The following is a 19,232-nucleotide window of genomic DNA, read 5'->3' as shown; positions in this document are numbered from 1 at the left end:
TCTTAACCGTTCGCCATCGTCTTCGGCATCAGCCGCGCCTTCACTGAAAGCGGATTGATATAGGGCTCCAGCCCTTTCACCGTTGCTGCCAGTGCACCACGCATTTCATGCACGGCTGCGAAGCCGGCATCGATCATGCTGCGTCGCGCCGTGTCGTTGGTGAGCAAATAATGCACGCCGCGCGCCAGCATCTCGGTATCGCGTACCATACGGGCGCTGCCGCGGCGGGCGAGCAACTGATAGGAGTCGCGGAAATTTTGGACATGGCCGCCCGTCAGGATCGCGCAGCCGAGCATGGCCGGCTCGAGCGGATTCTGGCCACCCTCGTTGAACAGCGATTTGCCCATGAAGGCCACTTCGGTCATCCGCAGGTAAAGCCCCATCTCGCCGATCGTATCGCCAAGGAAGACGTCGACATCCGGCGAGAGAATATCGTTGCGGGTGCGGCGCGCCACCTTCAGGCCCTGTTCAACGAGCATAGCCTCGATCGCGTCGCAGCGCTCCGGATGACGCGGCACGATGATGGTGAGCTGGCCGTTGTGCTCCTTCAGCATCTTATGGACGGATGCCGCGGCACTTTCCTCACCGTCGAAAGTAGAGACCGCAGCCCATGTCTTGCGGTCGCCGACCTGCTTCATGTAGCCGGCAAGCGTCGGCGCATCGTAGGACGGCGCGTCCGTGTCCACCTTGAGATTGCCCGACCTGATCACCTGCACGGCACCGAGATCACGGAAGCGTTCTGCGTCGAGATCCGACTGGGCCACGACCAGGGCCAAGTTTTCGAACAGCGCCTCGGCAAGCGTAGGATGGCGGCTCCAGCGGGCAAAGGAGCGATCCGACATGCGGGCATTGACGAGGATCTGCGGAATGCGTCTGCGGCCGAGCTCCGTGATGGTCGTCGGCCAGATCTCGGATTCGGCGAAAATAGCGCAATCGGGCTGCCAGTATTCGAGGAAGCGCTTGATGGCAGGCTTGAGATCGAGCGGCACGTATTGATGAATGACCTCTTCACCTAGGCGCTGATGTGCGACCTTGGCCGAAGTGATCGTGCCCGTCGTCAGGATGACGTGAATGTCGCGGCGACGGATTTCACGGATCAGCGGAATGACGGCAGATGTCTCGCCGACACTTGCCGCGTGGAACCAGATCAACGGCCCTTGTGGACGATTGGCGCTCGCATAACCGGAACGCTCCAGTTTGCGGGAGCCCTCCTCCTTGCCCTTCGCCGCGCGAACGGCAAGATAAGGCCCGATGAACGGATAAACCGCGATCCCGCCAAAACGATAGGCGCTCAAGGCAAGACGCGCCCTGAGGCTACTCATTTCGATCGCCTCCTATCCCAGCTGATCATCATCTATGCCAAATCCCGATTGTCAGACGGCCGAATAAGCAGCCGAATTTTCGTTCTTATTGTGTCAAGGATACTGCTTCATGGCCGGATTTAAAGCGAGAACGCCTCACCGACTGGAGATATCAAATGCAATTTCGCTGATGCGGCCTCAGGATGCCGCTTTTTCCTGAGGATCGAGCAAGCGATGCAGATGGACGATGAAATAACGCATATGAGCGTTGTCGACAGTCTGCTGCGCCTTGGATTTCCATGCCGTCAGCGCACTCGCATAGTCGGGATACATGCCGACGATATCGAGCTCGTTGAGATTGCGGAATTGAACGTCTTCGAGGTTTTCCAGTTCACCGCCGAAGACTAGGTGCAGGAGCTGCTTCTTGCCGCTGGTATCAGTCATTTTCGTCTCTTTCTACTATCGTCCCCCTCCGCTCTTCATCTGAGGGATTTTGCCCGAAAGGTCAACCGTCTCGTCGGTGCGAGAGCTGACGGAGAAACTCCGGCAATTGCGATGCCGATGCCCCGCAAAGTTCGTCATGCGATACCTCGGCGCGATTGTAGCGCAGGACGTTGCCCGAGAGATCCACGAGAGCGCCACCGGCCCGCTGCAGAATGAGATCGGCGGCCGCCAGATCCCAGTCATGCGAGTTGCGCTTGACGATGGTTCCTTCGAGGCGGCCGTCCGCCACCATGGCGAGGCGATAGGCAAGCGAGGGAACGTGCTTCACCCGCTCGACCGTCTTGCGGAAATCCGGATCGACGCCCTTCAGCATATCCTCGCCGGTCGCCAGACGATGGACTTCGTCACCGATCCTCTCGGAAACGTGGATCGGCTCGCCGTTCTTCAAAGCCGGCCCATCGGCGGTTGCCACGAACAGCTCGTCCAGCGCCGGCGCATAAAGAACGCCGGCGACGGGCCGGCCATCGGTGACGACGGCAACGCTGACACACCAAAGATCCAAGCCTGAGAGAAAGCCGCGGGTTCCGTCGATCGGATCGACGACGAAAACGGTCGCGTGCTTCAGCCGCGCGGCATCGTCATCGGTTTCCTCGGAAAGCCAGCCATAATCCGGCCGCGCCGAGCGCAGGGTGGCGGCGAGGCTCTCATTGGCGGCAAAATCGGCAGCGCTGACCGGGGACTGGCCGTTGTTCTTCCACCAGACCTCCGGCGATTGCCGGAAGAAACCGAGAGCGATCTTGCCCGCCTCGAGCGCTGCACCCACGAGCAGGTCCACATCGCTCAAACGGCCGGCCTTCTGGCTATCGATCATTCACAAATTCCAATCTCCGCTCTTTTTCAGCGGCCAGCCAGCGTCATGCCTTCGATCGCAAGCGTCGGAGCGGCGACACCGAAATCGCGATCGATATCGCTCGCCGGCGTCACACGCATGAACATGTCCTTCAAATTGGAGGCGATCGTCACCTCCGAAACGGGGAAGGTCAATTCGCCGTTCTCGATCCAGAAGCCTGTCGCGCCTCGGCTGTATTCGCCTGTTATCATGTTGACGCCCTGGCCGATCAGCTCGGTCACATAGAAGCCCGTTCCGACACTGCGGATCAGTTCTTCCGGCGAAATATCGCCCGGTTCCAGCGCCAGGTTGGTGGACGCGGGCGATACGGATGTGCCGCCGCGCACGCCGCGACCGTTGGTCTTAAGGCCGCCGCCGATTTCCCGCGCCGTCGCCGTGGACAGGAACCAGGACTGCAGCACGCCGTCCTCGATCATGACGAGCCGCTTGCCGGACACACCCTCGCCGTCGAAGGGACGCGAGGATGGGCCACGCACGATCAGCGGATCGTCCGTGATCGAGAGGCCTGATTTCAGCACCTGCTGGCCCATCTTGTCGCGCAGGAAGCTGGTCTTGCGGGCGACGGAAGCACCGTTGATCGCGCCGGCAATGTGGCCGACGAAGCCGCGGGCGACGCGCGGATCGAAAACGACGGTGACGTTCTTGCCCGTCGGAACCTGGCGCGGATTGAGCCGCTTGACGACGCGTTCGCCAGCGCGGCGGCCGATTTCCTCGGCCGCATCCAGCTCCGCAAAATAGAGGCGGCTGTCGAAATCATAGTCGCGCTCCATGCCGGTGCCTTCGCCGGCAATGACGCTGACGGAGCGCCCGAAGCGCGAGCCCATATAGTGGCCAGAAAAGCCATGCGAGGTGACGAGCACGAGCCCGCCCATGCCGGCCGAAGCGCCGGCGCCGGAGGAGTTGGTGACGCCGGGAACGGCAAGTGCGGCCGCTTCGGTCGCAAGGGCCGCTTCACGCAGCTGCCCGGTGGAAACCTCGGTCGAGTCGAACAGTTCGAGATCAAGGTAGCTCTTGGCGAGATCCGCCTCATCGGCGAGGCAGGCAAAGGGATCTTCCGGCGAAACCTTGGCCATGGCGACCGCGCGTTCGGCGAGAGCGTCGAGATCGAAGCCGGGATTGGCGGAAACGCTGGCCACGCGATTGCCGACGAAGACCCTCAGCGAGAAATCGTCGCTCTCGGAAGACTCCGTGCCCTCGACCTTGCCGAGGCGGACGCTGACGGAATGGGCTCTCGATCGCACCACGACGGCATCAGCGGCATCCGCACCGGCTTTCCGGGCAAGATCGATCAACTGGCTGGCGCGGGAAAGCAGAGTGGCGGAATCGATTTCAGAGGTCATGACTTGGCCTTTCCTTCGCGTTCCATTTATTGTGCACTACATGAAGCATCAAGGGCGGCAAAGCCGATTCTTGTTCTAATCCCTTCACGCATGGTCGTTTATCACGACCATGTGTCGCAACACCGCCTGCCCCATAGAAAGAAACAGACGATGTCCGCCGCCAATAGCCTCTTCACCGAAACCCTGATGCTGCTCGGAGGCGCCGTCGTTACTGCGCCGATCTTCAAAAAACTCGGATTGGGGACAGTGCTTGGCTATCTGGCTGCCGGTGTGGTGATCGGCCCTGTCCTGCACGGCATCGGCGACAGTGAAGCCGTGCTTGCCGTGGCAGAGCTGGGCGTCGTCTTTCTGTTGTTCATCATCGGCCTGGAATTGAAACCCTCGCGCCTTTGGCAGATGCGGCGGGATATTTTCGGTCTCGGCTCGGCGCAGGTGATTTTGAGCGGTCTCGCCCTGATGCTCGCCGCCTATTTCGGCGGCATTGCCGGATGGAAGGGCAGCATCATTATCGGCTTCGGCTTGGCGCTCTCCTCGACCGCCTTTGCCATGCAGATCCTGGAACAGCAGGGTGACGTCAATACGAAATACGGGCAGCGTTCCTTCTCCATGCTGCTGCTGCAGGATCTTGCCATCGTGCCGCTGCTGGCGCTCATCACCGTCCTCGACGGGCCGAAGGAAACAACCAATCCGCTCCCGGATCTTGCGATCGCCATCGGGGCGGTAGCGGCCATGGTCATCGCCGGCCGCTATCTGCTGACGCCGCTCTTCCAGGTGATCGCGCGCACCGGCGCACGCGAAGCGATGATTGCCGCCGCTCTCCTCGTCGTCATGGGATCGGCGACGCTGATGCAGCTTGCCGGCCTCTCGATGGCAATGGGCGCCTTTCTCTCCGGCGTGATGCTCGCGGAATCCTCTTATCGTCACGAGCTGGAAGCGGATATCGAGCCCTTCCGCGGCGTGCTGCTCGCTATCTTCTTCATCGCCGTCGGCCTGTCGCTGAAACTTGAGGTCATCCTCGATAACTGGATGCTGATCCTGCTCGCCGTGCCGGTCATGATGATCATCAAGGCGATCGTGATCTATGCGCTCTGCCGCGTGACGGGCTCGCCGCACAATGATGCCGTCCGCATCGCCGGCCTGCTGCCGCAAGGCGGTGAATTCGGCTTCGTGCTCTTCAGCGCCGCCAGCGCCAGCGGCGGTCTCTTCTCGGCCAATACGGCCTCGATGCTGATCGCCATCGTCACGCTGTCGATGGCGCTGACCCCGCTCACGGCGGCGCTTTCGAATTGGCTGATGAAAGGCGACACGCAGGAGGAACTGGACGAGGATTTCGAAGGCGCCGGTTCCGACGTGCTGATGATCGGCTTTTCGCGTTTCGGCCAGATTGCCGCGCAGATACTGCTTGCCGGCGGCCGCGACGTGACGGTGATCGATTTTTCCGCCGATCGCATCCGCCAAGCATCGAGCTTCGGCTTCCGCATCTATTTCGGCGACGGAACCCGCAAGGACGTGCTGCGCTCCGCAGGCATCGACCGCGCCAAGATCGTCGTCGTCAGCACGCATCAGCGCGAGATTACCAACAAGATCGTCGAGCTCGTACAGACGGATTACCCGCATGCGCGCCTATTCGTCCGCTCCTATGACCGTATTCACTCGATCGAGCTGCGGCACAAGGGCGTGGATTACGAGCTGCGCGAGACACTGGAATCCGGCCTGCTCTTCGGCCGCCGTACCCTGGAAGCGCTCGGCGTCAGCGAAACGGAAGCCTATGAGATCGGCGAGGATATTCGTAAGCGCGACGAACAACGGCTGGTGCTGCAGGTCAGCGAAGGACTGCAGGCAGGCACCGATATGCTCTATTCCCGCCCGGTCAAGCCGGAGCCGCTGGTGAAACCGAAGCGCTCGGCCGACACCTACAGCGATGCCGACGATCTCGTCGCCTTGCCGCAGGAGGAGCCGGAGCGGGTTTAGACACCTTCGCTTCTCGATTTCTGGCTCAAGCCGCATCCCGCGCTTCTGCCTGAATGCTAGCTCTTCGCCGTCATCACCCGGTCAAGCGCGAATTTCAGTTCGTCCTTGACGCCGGCCGACATGGCGAGGATATCGCGTGCCTTCAGGAAGTCGAGGACGCCGGTGCGGCCGACGGTGGGGCGCAGGAAGATCTGCGGTGCCTGCAGGCGCAGCTTCAAGGCAATGTTGGACTGCATGGTGAGCTGGCCTGCGCCGAACAGGCTTTCGATGCGGTTCGGAATATGCCGGCCGCCGCCCTCCGGGCCGCCGACGACGTCGATGCCGATGATGATATCGGCAAGTCCGGCGAGATGCTCGTAAGGAACCGGATTCATGATGCCGCCGTCGATCATCACGCGGTCCCCAAGCTTGACCGGCATGAACACGGCGGGAATGGCGGCAGAGGCGGCAAGCACGGGGAAGAGTTCGCCCTTCTCGATGACGACCTCCGCCTGGTCGTAATAATCGGTCGTGATCACCTTCAGCGGGACATGCAGCTCGGAAAAGCTTTCCGGAATGGCCGGCGGCAGAAAGGTGCGCAGAATGCGTTCGAGATTGAACTGACCGAAGCGGATGCTGCGCATGCTGACCGGCCGCAGGCTCCAGATCTTGTTGAGAACGGCCGGGCGATTGCCGACGGTTGCCAGGGTATAATCGCGGATCTCAGCACCGCTCATGCCGACGGCCATGGCCGCGCCCATGATCGAGCCGATGGAGGAGCCTGCTATGGCGACGGGGCGGATACCAAGCTCGTCCAGCGCCTCGATGATATGAATATGGGCGAGACCCCGCGCACCGCCGCAGCCGAAGGCGACTGCGACGCTCGGCGTACCGGAAGCGGCAACCGGGTAATCGCTGCCGACGAAATCAGCATAATCGCCCATGTCTTTCTCCTTCCCCCGTTACGCCATCCTCGGCTGATAACGGAAGAAATGCATCTTGCTGTCGCCGAAGGTCCGTTCCTCCAGAAACAGGAAATCCGACGGCGCGGCAACTGTGACATCGGCGCGCTCCTCGAGGATCGCCAGAGCGCCCGGCACCAGCCAGCCACCGGCGGCGGCCGCCGCGAAAGCCTTCTCGCCCAGCCCCTTGCCGTATGGCGGGTCGGCGAAGAGAAAATCGAAGGGTTCGAGATTGCCGACGCTGCCGAGATCGGTCGCGTCGCGGCGCAGCATGCGCGTGCGGCCGTGCAGGCCTAGCGCATCGATATTTTCCCAGAGAAGGCCCCTGCCCTCGACGCTGCTTTCCACGAGGAGCACATGGCGGCAGCCGCGCGAGGCTGCCTCCAGCCCGACGGCACCGGTGCCGGCAAAGACGTCCATCATCCGGGTGCCGTCGATGGCTTCCGGATAGGCGTGGCTCAGGATGTTGAACAGGCTTTCGCGCGTGCGATCCGCCGTCGGACGAATATCGTTCGACTTCGGCGTTGCAAGCGAGCGCCCGCGAAACTCACCGCCGACGATCCTCATCGCGCGTCAGCCCCTGCCGCCCTTGGGGCCGCCCCTGCCGGGGCCACCTCGACCGGAGCCACCGCGCGGACCGCCCGAGGGACGACCTGCGCCACCCGGCTTGCCGCCAAAGCCGCGCGAACCACCGGGCTTACCACCCGGCTTGCCGCCAAAGGATTTGCCGCCGGGCTTCTTGCCGAAGGGCTTGCCGGCCGGCCGATCGCCGAAGGAACGCTCGCCCTGAGGGCGTTCGCCGAAGGGCCGTTCACCACGCGGCGGACGATCCGCCTGCGGGCGATCGCCGCGGGGGCGTTCGGAGCGCTGTTCGCCGCCGAAAGACTTGCTGCGCGGACGCTCGTCTCCTTCGGCGCGTGGACGCCGGTCGCCACGGGGCTTGTCGCCGAAAGGCCGGTCGCCACGCGCGGGACGATCTCCGAAGGAACGTTCGGAGCGGGCTTCGCCCTGAAAGGATTTCGCACGGGGACGGTCACCGCCCTCCGACCGGGAACCGCGTTCGCCGCGCGGACGATCGCTAAACGCTCGATCGCCGCGGGGACGATCGCCGAACGGTCGGTCCCCGCGGGCGGGACGATCACTCTGCGGGCGGTCGCCGCGAGAGCGCTTGCGATCAAAGCCCTCGTCATCGCCACGCGACTTGCGGGGAGCTTCCTCGCTCGAACGGATCCATTCGCCATCGCCCTCGTCGACGCGATTGATGCGGACGCGCGGGCCTTCGTCCGCACGGTCGAAGCCGCTGCGCTGCGGGCGTTCAGTCTCGCCGCGCTTTGCAGCAGTCCTTGCATTCTTGGCCGCCTTCGCTGCCGCCTTTTCGCCGAGCGGGCGGGCACCTGGCGCCATCCAGACATTGGCGCTGCGACGCGGGCCGAGCGGCTGGCGCTTCGCCCTATCATCATCCTTGTGACCGCCTTCGCGGCGATCGTCACGCTTGGCATCGCGCTTGGTGTCGAGGCGGCTGAGCGCACGCTCGCGCTTGTCCTCGGGACGCTCGCGGCGCGGGCGCTCTTCCTTGGCCGTGCGGGCCGGGGTCGCCCGAGCCGATTGGGCATCCGTCTCTTCGGCATCGGCAACGGCCGGTGCGTTGTACAGCGGGGCATCGAAATTCGCCTTGGCCTCATCGACCAGGCGCGGACCCAGCTGATCGCGCAGCGTGCGGCCGCGCACCTCGAGCACATGGCCTTCCGGCAATTCGCCGAGCTGGAACGGGCCGTAGGAAATGCGGATCAGGCGGTTGACCTCAAGGCCGAGCGCACCCAGCACGTTCTTGATTTCGCGGTTCTTGCCCTCACGCAGTCCCATGGTGATCCAGACGTTGGAGCCTTGCGTGCGGTCGAGCGTCGCGTCGATCGAGCCGTAGAGCACGCCATCGACGGCGATGCCTTCCTTCAGCTTGTCGAGCGCTTCCTGATCGATCTCGCCATGGGCGCGGACGCGGTAGCGGCGCAGCCAGCCGGTGGTCGGCAGCTCAAGAACGCGGGCCAGACCACCGTCATTGGTCAAAAGCAGCAAACCTTCGGTGTTGATATCGAGGCGGCCGATCGACAGGACGCGCGGCAGCTCTTCCGGCAGGTTGTCGAAAACGGTCGGGCGCCCTTCCGGATCGGCATTGGTGGTCACCAGGCCTGCCGGCTTGTGATAGAGCCACAGGCGCGTGCGCTCGATGCCGCGGATCGGCACGCCGTCGACCTCGATCTTGTCGGCAAGGGTCACGTTGACAACGGGCGTATCCAGCGGCACGCCGTTCAGCCGAACGCGGCCGTCCAGGATCATGCGCTCGATATCGCGGCGCGAAGCCACGCCGGCGCGTGCCATCACCTTGGAAATGCGCTCAGCCTTTCCATCGCCTGCCACGGTTTCATCTGCGGCCTTGACGGCTGCGGCCTTCGCAGGCTTCGCGCCATCGCGTTTCATCGTCTTCTTGTCGCCAGCAAAGGGTTTAGACCCAGGCCGCTTGGGCTTGTCATTCATCGTCATTTGTTGTTTGCCTGAATTTTTAACGCGTGTTCCTATCAGGTCACGCCCTTGCGGTTAAGTGGAAAAACTTGAATGGCGGCTACAAATCAATTCATGGAGCTTGCTTTGGCCGAAGCGCACCGCGCCGGAGAGCGTGGCGAAGTGCCGATCGGCGCCGTTGTCGTGCTTGACGGCAAGGTCATCGCCACAGCCGGCAACCGCACCCGCGAGCTCAACGACGTCACCGCCCACGCCGAAATCGCTGCCATCCGCCTGGCCTGCGAGGAGCTGGGCCAGGAACGTCTTGCGGGCGCAGATCTCTACGTCACGCTGGAACCCTGCACCATGTGCGCCGCGGCCATCTCGTTCGCGCGCATCCGTCGTCTTTACTATGGCGCCGAGGATCCGAAAGGCGGGGGCGTCGACAATGGCGTGCGCTTCTATCGCCAGCCGACCTGCCATCATGCGCCGGAGGTCTATTCCGGCCTCGGCGAAACCGCATCCGCCGATATCCTCAGAGGCTTCTTTCAAGCGAAACGCTCCGAAGACTGAAAAACGGCAGTTTTGACGCTGCCGCTTTGAAAACTTCTTATTGGAAGGGCTTCCACCAGCTGCTGTTGTTGGTCTGCTGCGCAGCCTCAGCATCCTTCTTGCGCTTCTTTTCCTTCTTGGATTCCGGCGTGCCGAGATCGTTGAGGGCAGCCTGGTCGGCGACCTGGCGATATTGCTGCGGCGGGTCGATCAGATAGCGGCGCTGGTCGATATACGTGCCGGCCTGATCCTGTCGTGTGGCGCGATAGGCAGCCGTCTGCTGCGCTTCCGTCATGCGATTTCTGCTGTTGTCGGCCTGGGCGAGCGGCGAACGATAGTTGACGTCGTTCTTCTTTTCGTCGGCTTCTTCGGCGAGGCGTTTGCGCGCCTCTTCCGGCGATTCGAGCCAGGCCGGATTATCCTTGCTCGCCAGAGACTGCTGCGGCGGGGTCAGGGTGCCCTTGTCGCCACCAACAACCAGACCAGGACGGTTCGGATATTTCACGCCCTTGTCCTTCGGCGTCGCTGCCGAAACGGAGGCGATATCGCCAAGGTCGTCCAGGAGCTGCGCGCCGGCGGTCTTGTCGGTGCCATAAGTCGGGCTGCTCAGGCAACCGGACATCGCGCCACAGCCAACCACAAGTGCCGCCAAGCTGACGCCGACACGAACCTTATGCATCGCTCTCATGAAAACCCTTCCCAGCCATGCCGGAATAAACGTAACAGGACCCCATTGAACGGCAACTGCCGTAAAAATCGGGCCATTTTCAGGCAGCTTTTACCGGATGAACGCCGCAAAGGCAATTCATCCGGCAACTTTCTTCAGTTGACAGCCATCAGTTCGCGCAGTGCCGCGGCATCGCGAGCCGAGACATCGGGATATTCCGGATCGGAGCCGACATCGGTGGTGATGCGCCAGGAACGGGCACATTTACGGCCGTCGGCAAGCTTCGGAACGACGCTGACCCTGGGCGTGTCCTCGAGGCGGAACGCATCGGCCGGACCTTCGCCACCAAGGACGGTGATGCCCGAGGTAATGCAGATCTCGGAGAAGTCCTGCCCTTCGAGCACCTTCAGCAGCTCCGGATCGGCGATGTAGACCACCGGGGCGGCTTCCAGCGAGGAGCCGATACGCTTGTCCTTGCGCTCGATTTCCAGCGCGCCGGTGACGACGCTGCGCACGGCGCGGATCTTCTTCCACTTCTCGGCCAGCGCCTCGTTCTTCCATTCGGCAGGAACGGTCACGAATTGCTCGAGATGAACCGAGACCGCCGACGGATTGCGTGACAGCCATGCCTCTTCCGTGGTGAAGGGCAGCATCGGCGCCAGCCACGTCACCATGCAGTCGAAGATCGCTCGGATAACGGCGAGAGCGGCACGGCGGCGCAAGCTCGACGGAGCATCGCAGTAAAGCGCATCCTTGCGAACGTCGAAGTAGAAGGCCGACAGCTCGACATTGGCGAAATCGATCAAGGCGCGGGCAATGCGCTTGAAATCGAAGGCATCGTAGCTTTCGCGCACCAGCTCGTCGAGCTCGGCGAGACGGTGCAGCATCAGCTGTTCCAGCTCCGGCATGTCGGCATAGGCGATCACCTCGCCCTTGTCGTGTGCCAGCGTGCCCAGCATCCAGCGGATGGTGTTGCGCAGCTTGCGATAGGCATCGACATTGGTCTGGATGATGGCCTTGCCGACGCGCAGATCTTCCGAATAGTCCGACGTCATGACCCAGAGGCGGAGGATGTCGGCGCCCGCATCCTTCATCACCTCTTGCGGCGACGTGACGTTACCCTTGGACTTCGACATCTTTTCGCCCTTCTCGTCCATGGTGAAGCCATGGGTGAGGACGGCGTCATATGGCGCGCGGCCACGCGTCGCAGCACTTTCGAGCAGCGACGAATGGAACCAGCCGCGATGCTGGTCGGAGCCTTCGAGATAGAGGTCGGCCGGCCACTTCAGATCTGGACGGTCCTCCAGCGTGAAGGTGTGGGTCGAACCGGAATCGAACCAGACATCAAGGATGTCCATGACCTGCGTCCAGGGCTCGTTGGCCTTTTCGCCAAGGAAGCGCTCACGGGCGCCTTCCGCGAACCAGGCATCGGCACCCTCCTGCTCGAAAGCCTCGAGGATGCGGGCGTTCACACGATCGTCTTGCAGGATGTTGCCCTGTTCGTCGACGAAGATCGCGATCGGCACGCCCCAGGCGCGCTGGCGCGAGAGGACCCAATCCGGACGCTGCTCGATCATGGCGCGCAGGCGGTTCTGGCCGGCAGCCGGCACGAAGCGGGTATCGTCGATCGCCTTCAGGGCGCGCGAGCGTAGCGTCGAACCATCCGCGAAGTCCTTGTCCATGTAGACGAACCATTGCGGCGTGTTGCGGAAGATGACCGGCTTCTTCGAGCGCCAGGAATGCGGATAGGAATGCTTCAGCCTCCCGCGTGCAAACAGCGTGTTCGTCTCGATCAGCGCCTTGATGACGAGATCGTTGGCATTGCCCTTCTTGCCGTTGTCGTCCATGACACGGCCGCCCTCGAAGCCGGGGGCATCGGCGGTGTAGAAACCGCCGTCATCGACCGGGAACGGGATGGCGGAGGAAATGCCGCGCTTTTCGAGATCGCGGGCATGCGACATCCAGGCGTCAAAGTCCTCGCGGCCGTGGCTGGGCGCCGTATGCACGAAGCCCGTACCGGCATCGTCGGTGACGTGATCGCCATCGAGAAGCGGCACCTTGAAGCCGTAACCGAGGGTTGCTAGCGGATGCGCACAGGTGAGCGCGGCGAGATCGGCAGCGGTGACATCGCCAAGGCGCTTGTACTGCAGCTTTGCCTTGACGAAGGATTCCTCGGCAAGCTTGTCGGCGAAGATCAGCTTCTCGCCCGGACGCGGACCGAAATCATTGGCGGCTTCCGTGACCTCATAGAGGCCGTAGGACACGCGCGAGGAATAGGCGATCGCGCGATTGCCGGGGATCGTCCAAGGGGTGGTCGTCCAGATGACGACGAAGGCGTCGGCAAGATGCGCCGGACCTTCGGCCACCGGGAACTTGACCCAGATCATGTCGCTCTCGACATCGGCATATTCGACTTCGGCTTCGGCGAGCGCCGTGCGCTCGACCACCGACCACATGACCGGCTTGGAGCCACGGTAAAGCTGACCCGTGCGGGCGATCTTCAGAAGTTCGCCGGCGATGCGGGATTCCGCGTGGAAATTCATGGTCAGATAGGGATTGTCGAAATCGCCCGTGATGCCGAGGCGCTTGAACTCCTCGGACTGGATCTTGATCCAGCCGGCGGCAAAGTCGCGGCATTCCTGGCGAAACTCGTTCACCGGAACCTCGTCCTTGTTCTTACCCTTCTCGCGGTACTTTTCCTCGATCTTCCACTCGATCGGCAGACCGTGGCAATCCCAGCCCGGAACGTAGTTGCTGTCATAGCCGCGCATCTGGAACGAGCGGGTGATGACGTCCTTCAGGATCTTGTTCAGCGCATGGCCGATATGGATGTGACCATTGGCATAGGGAGGGCCGTCATGCAGGACGAACTTCTCGCGGCCGGCGGCGGAGGCGCGCAGCTTCTTATAAAGGTTCATCTCCTCCCAGCGCTTCACCAGCTCCGGCTCTTTCTGCGGCAGCCCTGCGCGCATCGGAAAATCGGTTTCCGGCAGGTAAAGGGTCTTGGAATAATCCATCTTTTCAGCGGTATCGGTCATAGTCGTGACAATTGCCTCGGTGTCTCGGGCGTCTTGCGCCTGAACTGGCGCAGCCATATGGGGATTTTTCGGCGGCGGAAAGCGTCTCGGGAACGAGACGCCAAAAACCCGGACCCTCCGGCAGCTTACAGCGCGCGGAAGGCCGGGCCAATAATTCGTATCGAGTAGCTCAGCCGAAATTGGGTCATGATCGCCGGTTCATAGGCGTTTTTTCCAAGGAAAGGAAGAGGAAACAATGCCGGCGACACATAGAAAGGCCGCGGACGTTCCCGCCCGCGGCCATTAGGGCATTGTTGCGATCAGGCCCGTGCTGCTGCCCGTGCCGGTACGACCGCGTTGACGATGACGGCCACGACGATATTGGCGAGAAGCGCCAGCAGCCCCGTATAGACGGTGAAGCCGGTTTCGCCGAGCGGGACCATATGCAGCGGTTTCCAGCCGGCATCCCAGACGAGGTAGGTGCCGCCGAAGAAGCCGACGAACCAGCCGGCGAGCAGGCTGGGTGCACGGAACCACTTGGTATAGAGACCGAAGACCAGGGCCGGCAGCGTCTGTAATATCCAGATGCCGCCGAGCAGCTGCAGATCGAGCGCGAATTGCGTCGGCAGGAAAATGATGACGAGAAGCGCGCCGACCTTGACGACCAGCGAGGTCATCTTGGCAACCTTCGCCTCATCGGCATCGGAAACCTGCGGATCAATGTAAGCCTTCCAGAAGTTGCGGGTGAAGAGGTTGGCAGCGCCGATGCTCATCACGGCCGCAGGCACCAACGCCCCGATAGCGATGGCCGCGAAGGCAAAGCCCGCAAACCAGCTCGAGAATAGCGTCTGGAACAGCGCGGGCACCACGTCATTGGCGCTGTCGAGTTTCAGTTGCGCGGCATGCCCCATATAGCCGAGCAGGGCCAAGAGACCGAGCAGCAGCGTATAGGCCGGCAACAACACGGCATTCTTGCGGATGGTGTTGCCGCTGTTGGAGGCGAAGATGCCGGTCAGCGTATGCGGGTACATGAAGGCGGCTAGCGCCGAGCCGAGCGCCAAAGTCGCATAAGCGACGTACTGGTTACCGCCGAGCAGCAGGCTGCCCGCCCCCTTGGCTTTGAAATCCGCATCGGCCGCCGCAAAGACATTCGCATAGCCACCGAGTTTCGCCGGAATGAGCGCGATCGCCGCGATCACCACGATGTAGATCATGATGTCCTTGACGAAGGCGATCAGCGCCGGGGCGCGAAGGCCGGCCGAATAGGTATAGAGCGCCAGGATGATGAAGGCGACGGCAAGCGGCAGCTCGCCATGGAGCCCCAACGCCTTGAAGACCGCTGTCATGCCGACGAGCTGCAGGGCGATATAGGGCATGGTCGCGATGACGCCCGTCAGAGCGACCGCCAATTCGAGCGCCCGCGAACCATATTGCCCGTGCACCACATCGCCGGCGGTGACATAGCCGTAGTCCTTGGCGCGCCGCCACAGAAGCGGCATGACCATGAAGACGAACGGATAGACGACGATCGTATAGGGCAGTGCGAAGAAGCCATAGGCGCCAACTGTGTAGACCAGCGCCGGAACTGCGATGACCGTATAAGCAGTGTAAAAGTCGCCACCGACGAGGAACCAGGTGATCCAGGTGCCGAAGGTGCGGCCGCCAAGGCCCCATTCGTCGATATGGGCAAGGGTCTTCGGCCGGCGCCAACGCGCCGCAACAAAGCCCATGACGGTCACGAGCGCCAGAAAGAAGATGAAGACGGCGAGTGCTGTCGGATCGATATCAGTCGTCATGGCGCATGCTCCGGTAGGCGATCCACGTCAGGATTGCTGTGATCGGCACCCAGGCCAGCTGGTACCAGTAGAAGAAGGGGAAACCGAACAGCACCGGATCGTGGCTGTTGTAGAAGGGAACCCAAAGCAAGCCTATGTAGGGAATGACGAGCAGCCAGCAGGCCGCCGTCCCGAAACGTTTGTCCATCTCGTGCGCCTTTCGGAAAAATGGGTGCCGCGACTCGCACCCAGCTATATGAGCATTGCAGCATCTTCCTACCCGCTCAAGGCAAAAACATACTGCACTGCCACGATCTCCGCGCGCAGCATGCCCAATAAAATCAGTCGAAGGCGATGACGCGATCGAGATCGCTCAGCGGCTGAACGCCGGCGAGCAGCGCCCGCGCCTCTTCCTCATCCTTGCGGATCTGTGCGACCAGCGGATCGAGGCCGTCGAACTTCAGTTCGGGACGGAGATAGCCGAAAAAGGAGACGGAGCAGACCTGGCCGTAGAGGTCGCCGCTAAAATCGAAGACGAAGGTCTCAAGCAGCGGCGCGCCATTGTCCGTTACCGTCGGGCGGCGTCCGTAGCTGGCAACGGCGTCACGAATGACGCCATCGGCTGTGCGGAAGCGTACGGCATAGATGCCAGATTTCAGCGATATTTCCGATGGAAGCCGCATGTTTGCCGTGGGGAAGCCGAGCGTGCGGCCCAGCTTCTCGCCGCCGATGACAGGCGCCTCGACAGTGAAGCGGTATCCAAGCAGACCGGCAGCCTGGGCAACATCGCCTTCGGCCAGGAGCGAACGGATGCGGCTGGACGAAATGACCTCGGTATTCTCATCGCGGAAAGCGTCGATAAGTGTCACGCCGAAGCCATTGTGACTGCCAGCCTTCATGAGAAAAGCCGGACCGCCCTGGCGATCATGGCCGAAATGGAAATCGAAACCGGTGACGACTTCGGAAGCATGCAGCCAGTCGATCAGGATCGAATGGACGAATTCATCCGCCGAACGCTGCGAGAAGGTTCTATCGAAGGGATATTCGATGACGGCGTTGAAACCGAGGGCTTCCAGGAGACGCGCTCTCAACGGTGCTGGTGTCAGCCGAAAGACCGGCTGTTCGGGCTTGAATATGGTGCGCGGATGCGGCTCGAAGGTCAGCACGAGGGCTGGAATGCCGCGTTCCCTGGCGATCTCCAATGCGCGTGTAAGCACGGACTGATGGCCACGATGTACGCCATCGAAATTGCCGATGGCGACGACACCGCCCTTCAAGGTATCGGGAAGCGGCTCCCGGGTCTCGTTGCGATGGAAAACGGTCATCGTCTACCACTCTCCTCAGACAAGGCGCGGCATCCACCACCTCGGCGAAGCCTGCTCGCGCGCCAGGAAGGCGCCAAGAGCGGCCTCATCCGTGTGGCCCTCGACGACATATTCGCGGGCGTGGATGCCATGGCTGATATAAAGAAGATCGAGGCCGTAATCGAGCGCGCCGCGCACGTCGGTCGGCATGCCGTCGCCGATCGCCACCACGCGCGACAGCGGAAATTCGCTCTTCACCTCGCGTGCCGCGGCGATCGCTGCATCGTAGATCGGCCGATGCGGCTTGCCGGCGATGCGCGTCTGGCCGCCGAGCCGCTCGTAATAGGCGGCCATGGCGCCGGCGCAAGGGATCATCCGGTGGCCGCGTTCGACCACGAGATCCGGATTGGCGCAGATCAGCGGCACGTTGCGGGCCGACCAGGCCGTCAGCATCTCGGTGTAATCGTCAGGTGTTTCGGTTTCGTCATCGAAAAAGCCGGTGCAGACGATGCTTTCCGCCTCGCCGGCCTCGACGCGCTGAACGTCCAAGCCTTCCAGGATGCCGATATCGCGCTCTGGACCGAGCAGGAACACCTTCTTCGGTCCCTCGGCGATCAGCTTGCGGGTGACATCGCCCGATGTGATGATGCGATCGTAAACGCTGTCAGGAACACCGATCGCCCGCAGCTGCTCGACGACCTTCGGAGCGACGCGCGGAGAGTTGGTGATGAGGACGACAGCAAGGCCTTTGCCGCGGGCCGCTTCGAGCGCGATGGAGGCCTCCTTGTAAGCCGTGACGCCGTTATGGAGTACGCCCCAGACATCGCAGAGCGCAACATCATAAAGTCCGCCGATGTCGCGAAAGCTCTCGATCCGTTTGCCCATGCCGTCCTCGCATCAAATAAATCACGGGCTGACATCGCAAACCGGCCGGCAAATTACAAGAGCGGCATGCAAGGTTTTTGCGGCGCACAAGGCCTGAGAAGAAGACATGCGCAAGGTCGGCGAGCGGCAAGATTGCGCAGCGGAAGCAATGATATGACGCTCTGGAAAAGGCACGACCTGAGCCTTCTTCACGGGGGCAAAATGAGAGAACATTTGCAACGACGTGCTACGCGGCACCGCCTTGGGCGTTAATCATCCTCGAAACAAGGCGATACGCGCCGCAAAAAATTCACAGTGCTGTCCTTGACTCGTCCGGAAGCCACCCCTAAATCACCGTCGCTAGCACTCTCCGAGGATGAGTGCTAACAAAATCCATACGGATCTCCGCTGATCCGTGAATGTCATTTGATCGAGGGATTAGACAATGGCAAGCACCAATTTCCGCCCCCTTCATGACCGCGTCGTCGTTCGTCGCGTCGAGTCGGAAGAAAAGACCAAGGGTGGCATCATCATTCCCGACACCGCCAAGGAAAAGCCGCAGGAAGGCGAAATCGTCGCCGTCGGTTCCGGTGCTCGCGATGAATCCGGCAAAGTCGTAGCACTCGACGTCAAGGTTGGCGATCGCGTTCTGTTCGGCAAGTGGTCCGGCACCGAAGTCAAGCTCAACGGCGAAGACCTTCTGATCATGAAGGAAGCCGACATCATGGGCATCATCGGCTAATCTGGCCGGTTCCCTTTTCCGATAAAGCTGACGGGCCTTAAAACCCGGACAACGCGAATTCAGGAGTTCAAACAATGGCAGCTAAAGAAGTAAAATTCGGCCGCGGCGCCCGCGAAAAGATGCTTCGTGGCGTCGACATCCTCGCTGACGCAGTGAAGGTCACGCTCGGCCCGAAGGGTCGTAACGTCGTTATCGACAAGTCCTTCGGCGCACCGCGCATCACCAAGGACGGCGTTTCCGTCGCCAAGGAAATCGAACTGGAAGACAAGTTCGAGAACATGGGCGCCCAGATGGTCCGCGAAGTCGCTTCGAAGACCAATGACGTCGCCGGTGACGGTACCACCACTGCAACCGTTCTCGCCCAGGCTATCGTTCGCGAAGGTGCCAAGGCTGTTGCAGCCGGCATGAACCCGATGGACCTGAAGCGCGGTATCGACCTCGCCGTTGCAGAAGTCGTCAAGGATCTCCAGGCCAAGGCCAAGAAGATCAACACCTCGGAAGAAGTTGCCCAGGTCGGCACGATCTCCGCAAACGGCGAAAAGCAGATCGGTCTCGATATTGCTGAAGCCATGCAGAAGGTCGGCAACGAAGGCGTCATCACGGTTGAAGAAGCCAAGACCGCCGAGACCGAACTCGAAGTCGTCGAAGGCATGCAGTTCGACCGCGGCTACCTCAGCCCTTACTTCGTGACCAACCCGGAAAAGATGATCGCCGACCTCGAAGACGCGTTCATCCTCCTGCACGAGAAGAAGCTCTCGAACCTGCAGGCCATGCTTCCGGTTCTCGAAGCCGTCGTTCAGACCGGCAAGCCGCTCCTCATCATCGCTGAAGACGTCGAAGGCGAAGCGCTTGCGACCCTCGTTGTCAACAAGCTGCGCGGTGGCCTCAAGATCGCTGCCGTCAAGGCT

The 19,232-nt window shown here is 61.9% G+C and carries 17 protein-coding genes; 4 read left to right on the top strand and 13 right to left on the bottom strand.

All coding sequences use genetic code 11. From position 1 onward, the window contains the following. Positions 1 to 2: 2 nt before the first annotated feature. The 4 genes from waaA to DQ393_RS07235 form a co-directional block, all read right to left on the bottom strand. Complete coding sequence (gene waaA, locus DQ393_RS07250; protein ID WP_112341100.1) at positions 3 to 1,322, bottom strand: lipid IV(A) 3-deoxy-D-manno-octulosonic acid transferase; 1,320 nt, start codon at positions 1,320 to 1,322, stop codon at positions 3 to 5. Between the two features lie 177 nt (positions 1,323 to 1,499). After that, on the bottom strand, positions 1,500 to 1,745 hold the full coding sequence (locus DQ393_RS07245) for a DUF4170 domain-containing protein (RefSeq protein WP_112341099.1): 246 nt from the start codon (positions 1,743 to 1,745) through the stop codon (positions 1,500 to 1,502). A 61-nt stretch (positions 1,746 to 1,806) separates the two neighbouring features. Next, positions 1,807 to 2,616 (bottom strand): 3'(2'),5'-bisphosphate nucleotidase CysQ, encoded by an 810-nt coding sequence (locus tag DQ393_RS07240; protein WP_112341098.1) that lies wholly within the window; start codon positions 2,614 to 2,616, stop codon positions 1,807 to 1,809. Between the two features lie 26 nt (positions 2,617 to 2,642). Continuing rightward, entirely contained in the window at positions 2,643 to 3,995 is a 1,353-nt protein-coding gene (locus tag DQ393_RS07235) for a TldD/PmbA family protein (protein WP_112341097.1), read from the bottom strand. A gap of 150 nt (positions 3,996 to 4,145) precedes the next feature. Here DQ393_RS07235 and DQ393_RS07230 point away from each other — a divergent pair, with 150 nt between their 5' ends. Beyond that, a complete protein-coding gene (locus tag DQ393_RS07230) occupies positions 4,146 to 5,966 on the top strand; it encodes a monovalent cation:proton antiporter-2 (CPA2) family protein (RefSeq protein ID WP_112341240.1) in 1,821 nt (606 codons plus the stop codon). Positions 5,967 to 6,022: 56 nt separating this feature from the next. On the opposite strand, the gene DQ393_RS07225 is transcribed toward DQ393_RS07230, so the two are convergent. The 3 genes from DQ393_RS07225 to DQ393_RS07215 are packed head-to-tail and all read right to left on the bottom strand — an operon-like array spanning position 6,023 to position 9,445. After that, positions 6,023 to 6,889: a patatin-like phospholipase family protein gene (locus DQ393_RS07225; protein WP_112341096.1), complete on the bottom strand. Its 867-nt coding sequence runs from the start codon at positions 6,887 to 6,889 to the stop codon at positions 6,023 to 6,025. A gap of 18 nt (positions 6,890 to 6,907) precedes the next feature. After that, positions 6,908 to 7,474 (bottom strand): 16S rRNA (guanine(966)-N(2))-methyltransferase RsmD, encoded by a 567-nt coding sequence (gene rsmD, locus DQ393_RS07220; RefSeq protein ID WP_112341095.1) that lies wholly within the window; start codon positions 7,472 to 7,474, stop codon positions 6,908 to 6,910. Between the two features lie 6 nt (positions 7,475 to 7,480). Continuing rightward, complete coding sequence (locus tag DQ393_RS07215) at positions 7,481 to 9,445, bottom strand: pseudouridine synthase (protein ID WP_112341094.1); 1,965 nt, start codon at positions 9,443 to 9,445, stop codon at positions 7,481 to 7,483. Between the two features lie 72 nt (positions 9,446 to 9,517). On the opposite strand from DQ393_RS07215, the gene DQ393_RS07210 reads away from it, so the two are divergent. Beyond that, positions 9,518 to 9,976: a nucleoside deaminase gene (locus tag DQ393_RS07210; protein WP_112341093.1), complete on the top strand. Its 459-nt coding sequence runs from the start codon at positions 9,518 to 9,520 to the stop codon at positions 9,974 to 9,976. 37 nt (positions 9,977 to 10,013) lie between these two features. Here DQ393_RS07210 and DQ393_RS07205 read toward each other — a convergent pair whose 3' ends face one another. From DQ393_RS07205 to DQ393_RS07180, 6 genes are all read right to left on the bottom strand, one after another. Beyond that, entirely contained in the window at positions 10,014 to 10,643 is a 630-nt protein-coding gene (locus DQ393_RS07205; protein WP_112341092.1) for a hypothetical protein, read from the bottom strand. A 134-nt stretch (positions 10,644 to 10,777) separates the two neighbouring features. Beyond that, positions 10,778 to 13,660, bottom strand: a complete 2,883-nt coding sequence (gene ileS, locus DQ393_RS07200; protein ID WP_112341091.1) for an isoleucine--tRNA ligase — start codon at positions 13,658 to 13,660, stop codon at positions 10,778 to 10,780. A gap of 299 nt (positions 13,661 to 13,959) precedes the next feature. Beyond that, on the bottom strand, positions 13,960 to 15,435 hold the full coding sequence (gene mctP / locus DQ393_RS07195) for a monocarboxylate uptake permease MctP (protein WP_112341090.1): 1,476 nt from the start codon (positions 15,433 to 15,435) through the stop codon (positions 13,960 to 13,962). After that, positions 15,425 to 15,622, bottom strand: coding sequence for a DUF3311 domain-containing protein (locus tag DQ393_RS07190; protein WP_034488324.1), 198 nt, complete (start codon positions 15,620 to 15,622; stop codon positions 15,425 to 15,427). The genes mctP and DQ393_RS07190 overlap by 11 nt, the downstream gene beginning before the upstream one ends. A gap of 133 nt (positions 15,623 to 15,755) precedes the next feature. Then, positions 15,756 to 16,739, bottom strand: a complete 984-nt coding sequence (locus tag DQ393_RS07185) for a bifunctional riboflavin kinase/FAD synthetase (protein ID WP_112341089.1) — start codon at positions 16,737 to 16,739, stop codon at positions 15,756 to 15,758. 15 nt (positions 16,740 to 16,754) lie between these two features. Further along, positions 16,755 to 17,603: a TIGR01459 family HAD-type hydrolase gene (locus DQ393_RS07180; RefSeq protein ID WP_112341088.1), complete on the bottom strand. Its 849-nt coding sequence runs from the start codon at positions 17,601 to 17,603 to the stop codon at positions 16,755 to 16,757. 424 nt (positions 17,604 to 18,027) lie between these two features. On the opposite strand from DQ393_RS07180, the gene groES reads away from it, so the two are divergent. Together groES and groEL are read left to right on the top strand one after the other, a co-directional pair. Continuing rightward, the gene (gene groES, locus DQ393_RS07175; protein ID WP_004109735.1) at positions 18,028 to 18,324 is read left to right on the top strand and encodes a co-chaperone GroES; all 297 of its coding nucleotides are present in this window, start codon (positions 18,028 to 18,030) and stop codon (positions 18,322 to 18,324) included. A gap of 74 nt (positions 18,325 to 18,398) precedes the next feature. Further along, positions 18,399 to 19,232 (top strand): chaperonin GroEL (groEL, locus tag DQ393_RS07170; protein WP_146758965.1); only part of this gene is annotated, 834 nt, incomplete at its 3' end.

It is taken from the genome of Martinezella tropici (assembly GCF_003287875.1).
In the GTDB taxonomy this organism is placed as follows: domain Bacteria; phylum Pseudomonadota; class Alphaproteobacteria; order Rhizobiales; family Rhizobiaceae; genus Rhizobium; species Rhizobium tropici_C.
The sequence above is the reverse complement of the archived record's forward strand: the minus strand, read 5'-3'. Positions and strand labels throughout refer to the sequence as shown.

Bases quoted from the DNA above. Each gene is read 5' to 3' on its own strand.
- groES (WP_004109735.1), top strand. From the start codon at position 18,028: ATGGCAAGCACCAATTTCCGCCCCCTTCATGACCGCGTCGTCGTTCGT.
- DQ393_RS07215 (WP_112341094.1), bottom strand. From the start codon at position 9,445: ATGACGATGAATGACAAGCCCAAGCGGCCTGGGTCTAAACCCTTTGCT.
- DQ393_RS07240 (WP_112341098.1), bottom strand. From the start codon at position 2,616: ATGATCGATAGCCAGAAGGCCGGCCGTTTGAGCGATGTGGACCTGCTC.
- waaA (WP_112341100.1), bottom strand. From the start codon at position 1,322: ATGAGTAGCCTCAGGGCGCGTCTTGCCTTGAGCGCCTATCGTTTTGGC.
- ileS (WP_112341091.1), bottom strand. From the start codon at position 13,660: ATGACCGATACCGCTGAAAAGATGGATTATTCCAAGACCCTTTACCTG.
- DQ393_RS07245 (WP_112341099.1), bottom strand. From the start codon at position 1,745: ATGACTGATACCAGCGGCAAGAAGCAGCTCCTGCACCTAGTCTTCGGC.
- rsmD (WP_112341095.1), bottom strand. From the start codon at position 7,474: ATGAGGATCGTCGGCGGTGAGTTTCGCGGGCGCTCGCTTGCAACGCCG.
- DQ393_RS07185 (WP_112341089.1), bottom strand. From the start codon at position 16,739: ATGACCGTTTTCCATCGCAACGAGACCCGGGAGCCGCTTCCCGATACC.
- DQ393_RS07230 (WP_112341240.1), top strand. From the start codon at position 4,146: ATGTCCGCCGCCAATAGCCTCTTCACCGAAACCCTGATGCTGCTCGGA.
- DQ393_RS07210 (WP_112341093.1), top strand. From the start codon at position 9,518: ATGGCGGCTACAAATCAATTCATGGAGCTTGCTTTGGCCGAAGCGCAC.
- DQ393_RS07180 (WP_112341088.1), bottom strand. From the start codon at position 17,603: ATGGGCAAACGGATCGAGAGCTTTCGCGACATCGGCGGACTTTATGAT.
- DQ393_RS07235 (WP_112341097.1), bottom strand. From the start codon at position 3,995: ATGACCTCTGAAATCGATTCCGCCACTCTGCTTTCCCGCGCCAGCCAG.
- mctP (WP_112341090.1), bottom strand. From the start codon at position 15,435: ATGACGACTGATATCGATCCGACAGCACTCGCCGTCTTCATCTTCTTT.
- DQ393_RS07205 (WP_112341092.1), bottom strand. From the start codon at position 10,643: ATGAGAGCGATGCATAAGGTTCGTGTCGGCGTCAGCTTGGCGGCACTT.
- DQ393_RS07190 (WP_034488324.1), bottom strand. From the start codon at position 15,622: ATGGACAAACGTTTCGGGACGGCGGCCTGCTGGCTGCTCGTCATTCCC.
- DQ393_RS07225 (WP_112341096.1), bottom strand. From the start codon at position 6,889: ATGGGCGATTATGCTGATTTCGTCGGCAGCGATTACCCGGTTGCCGCT.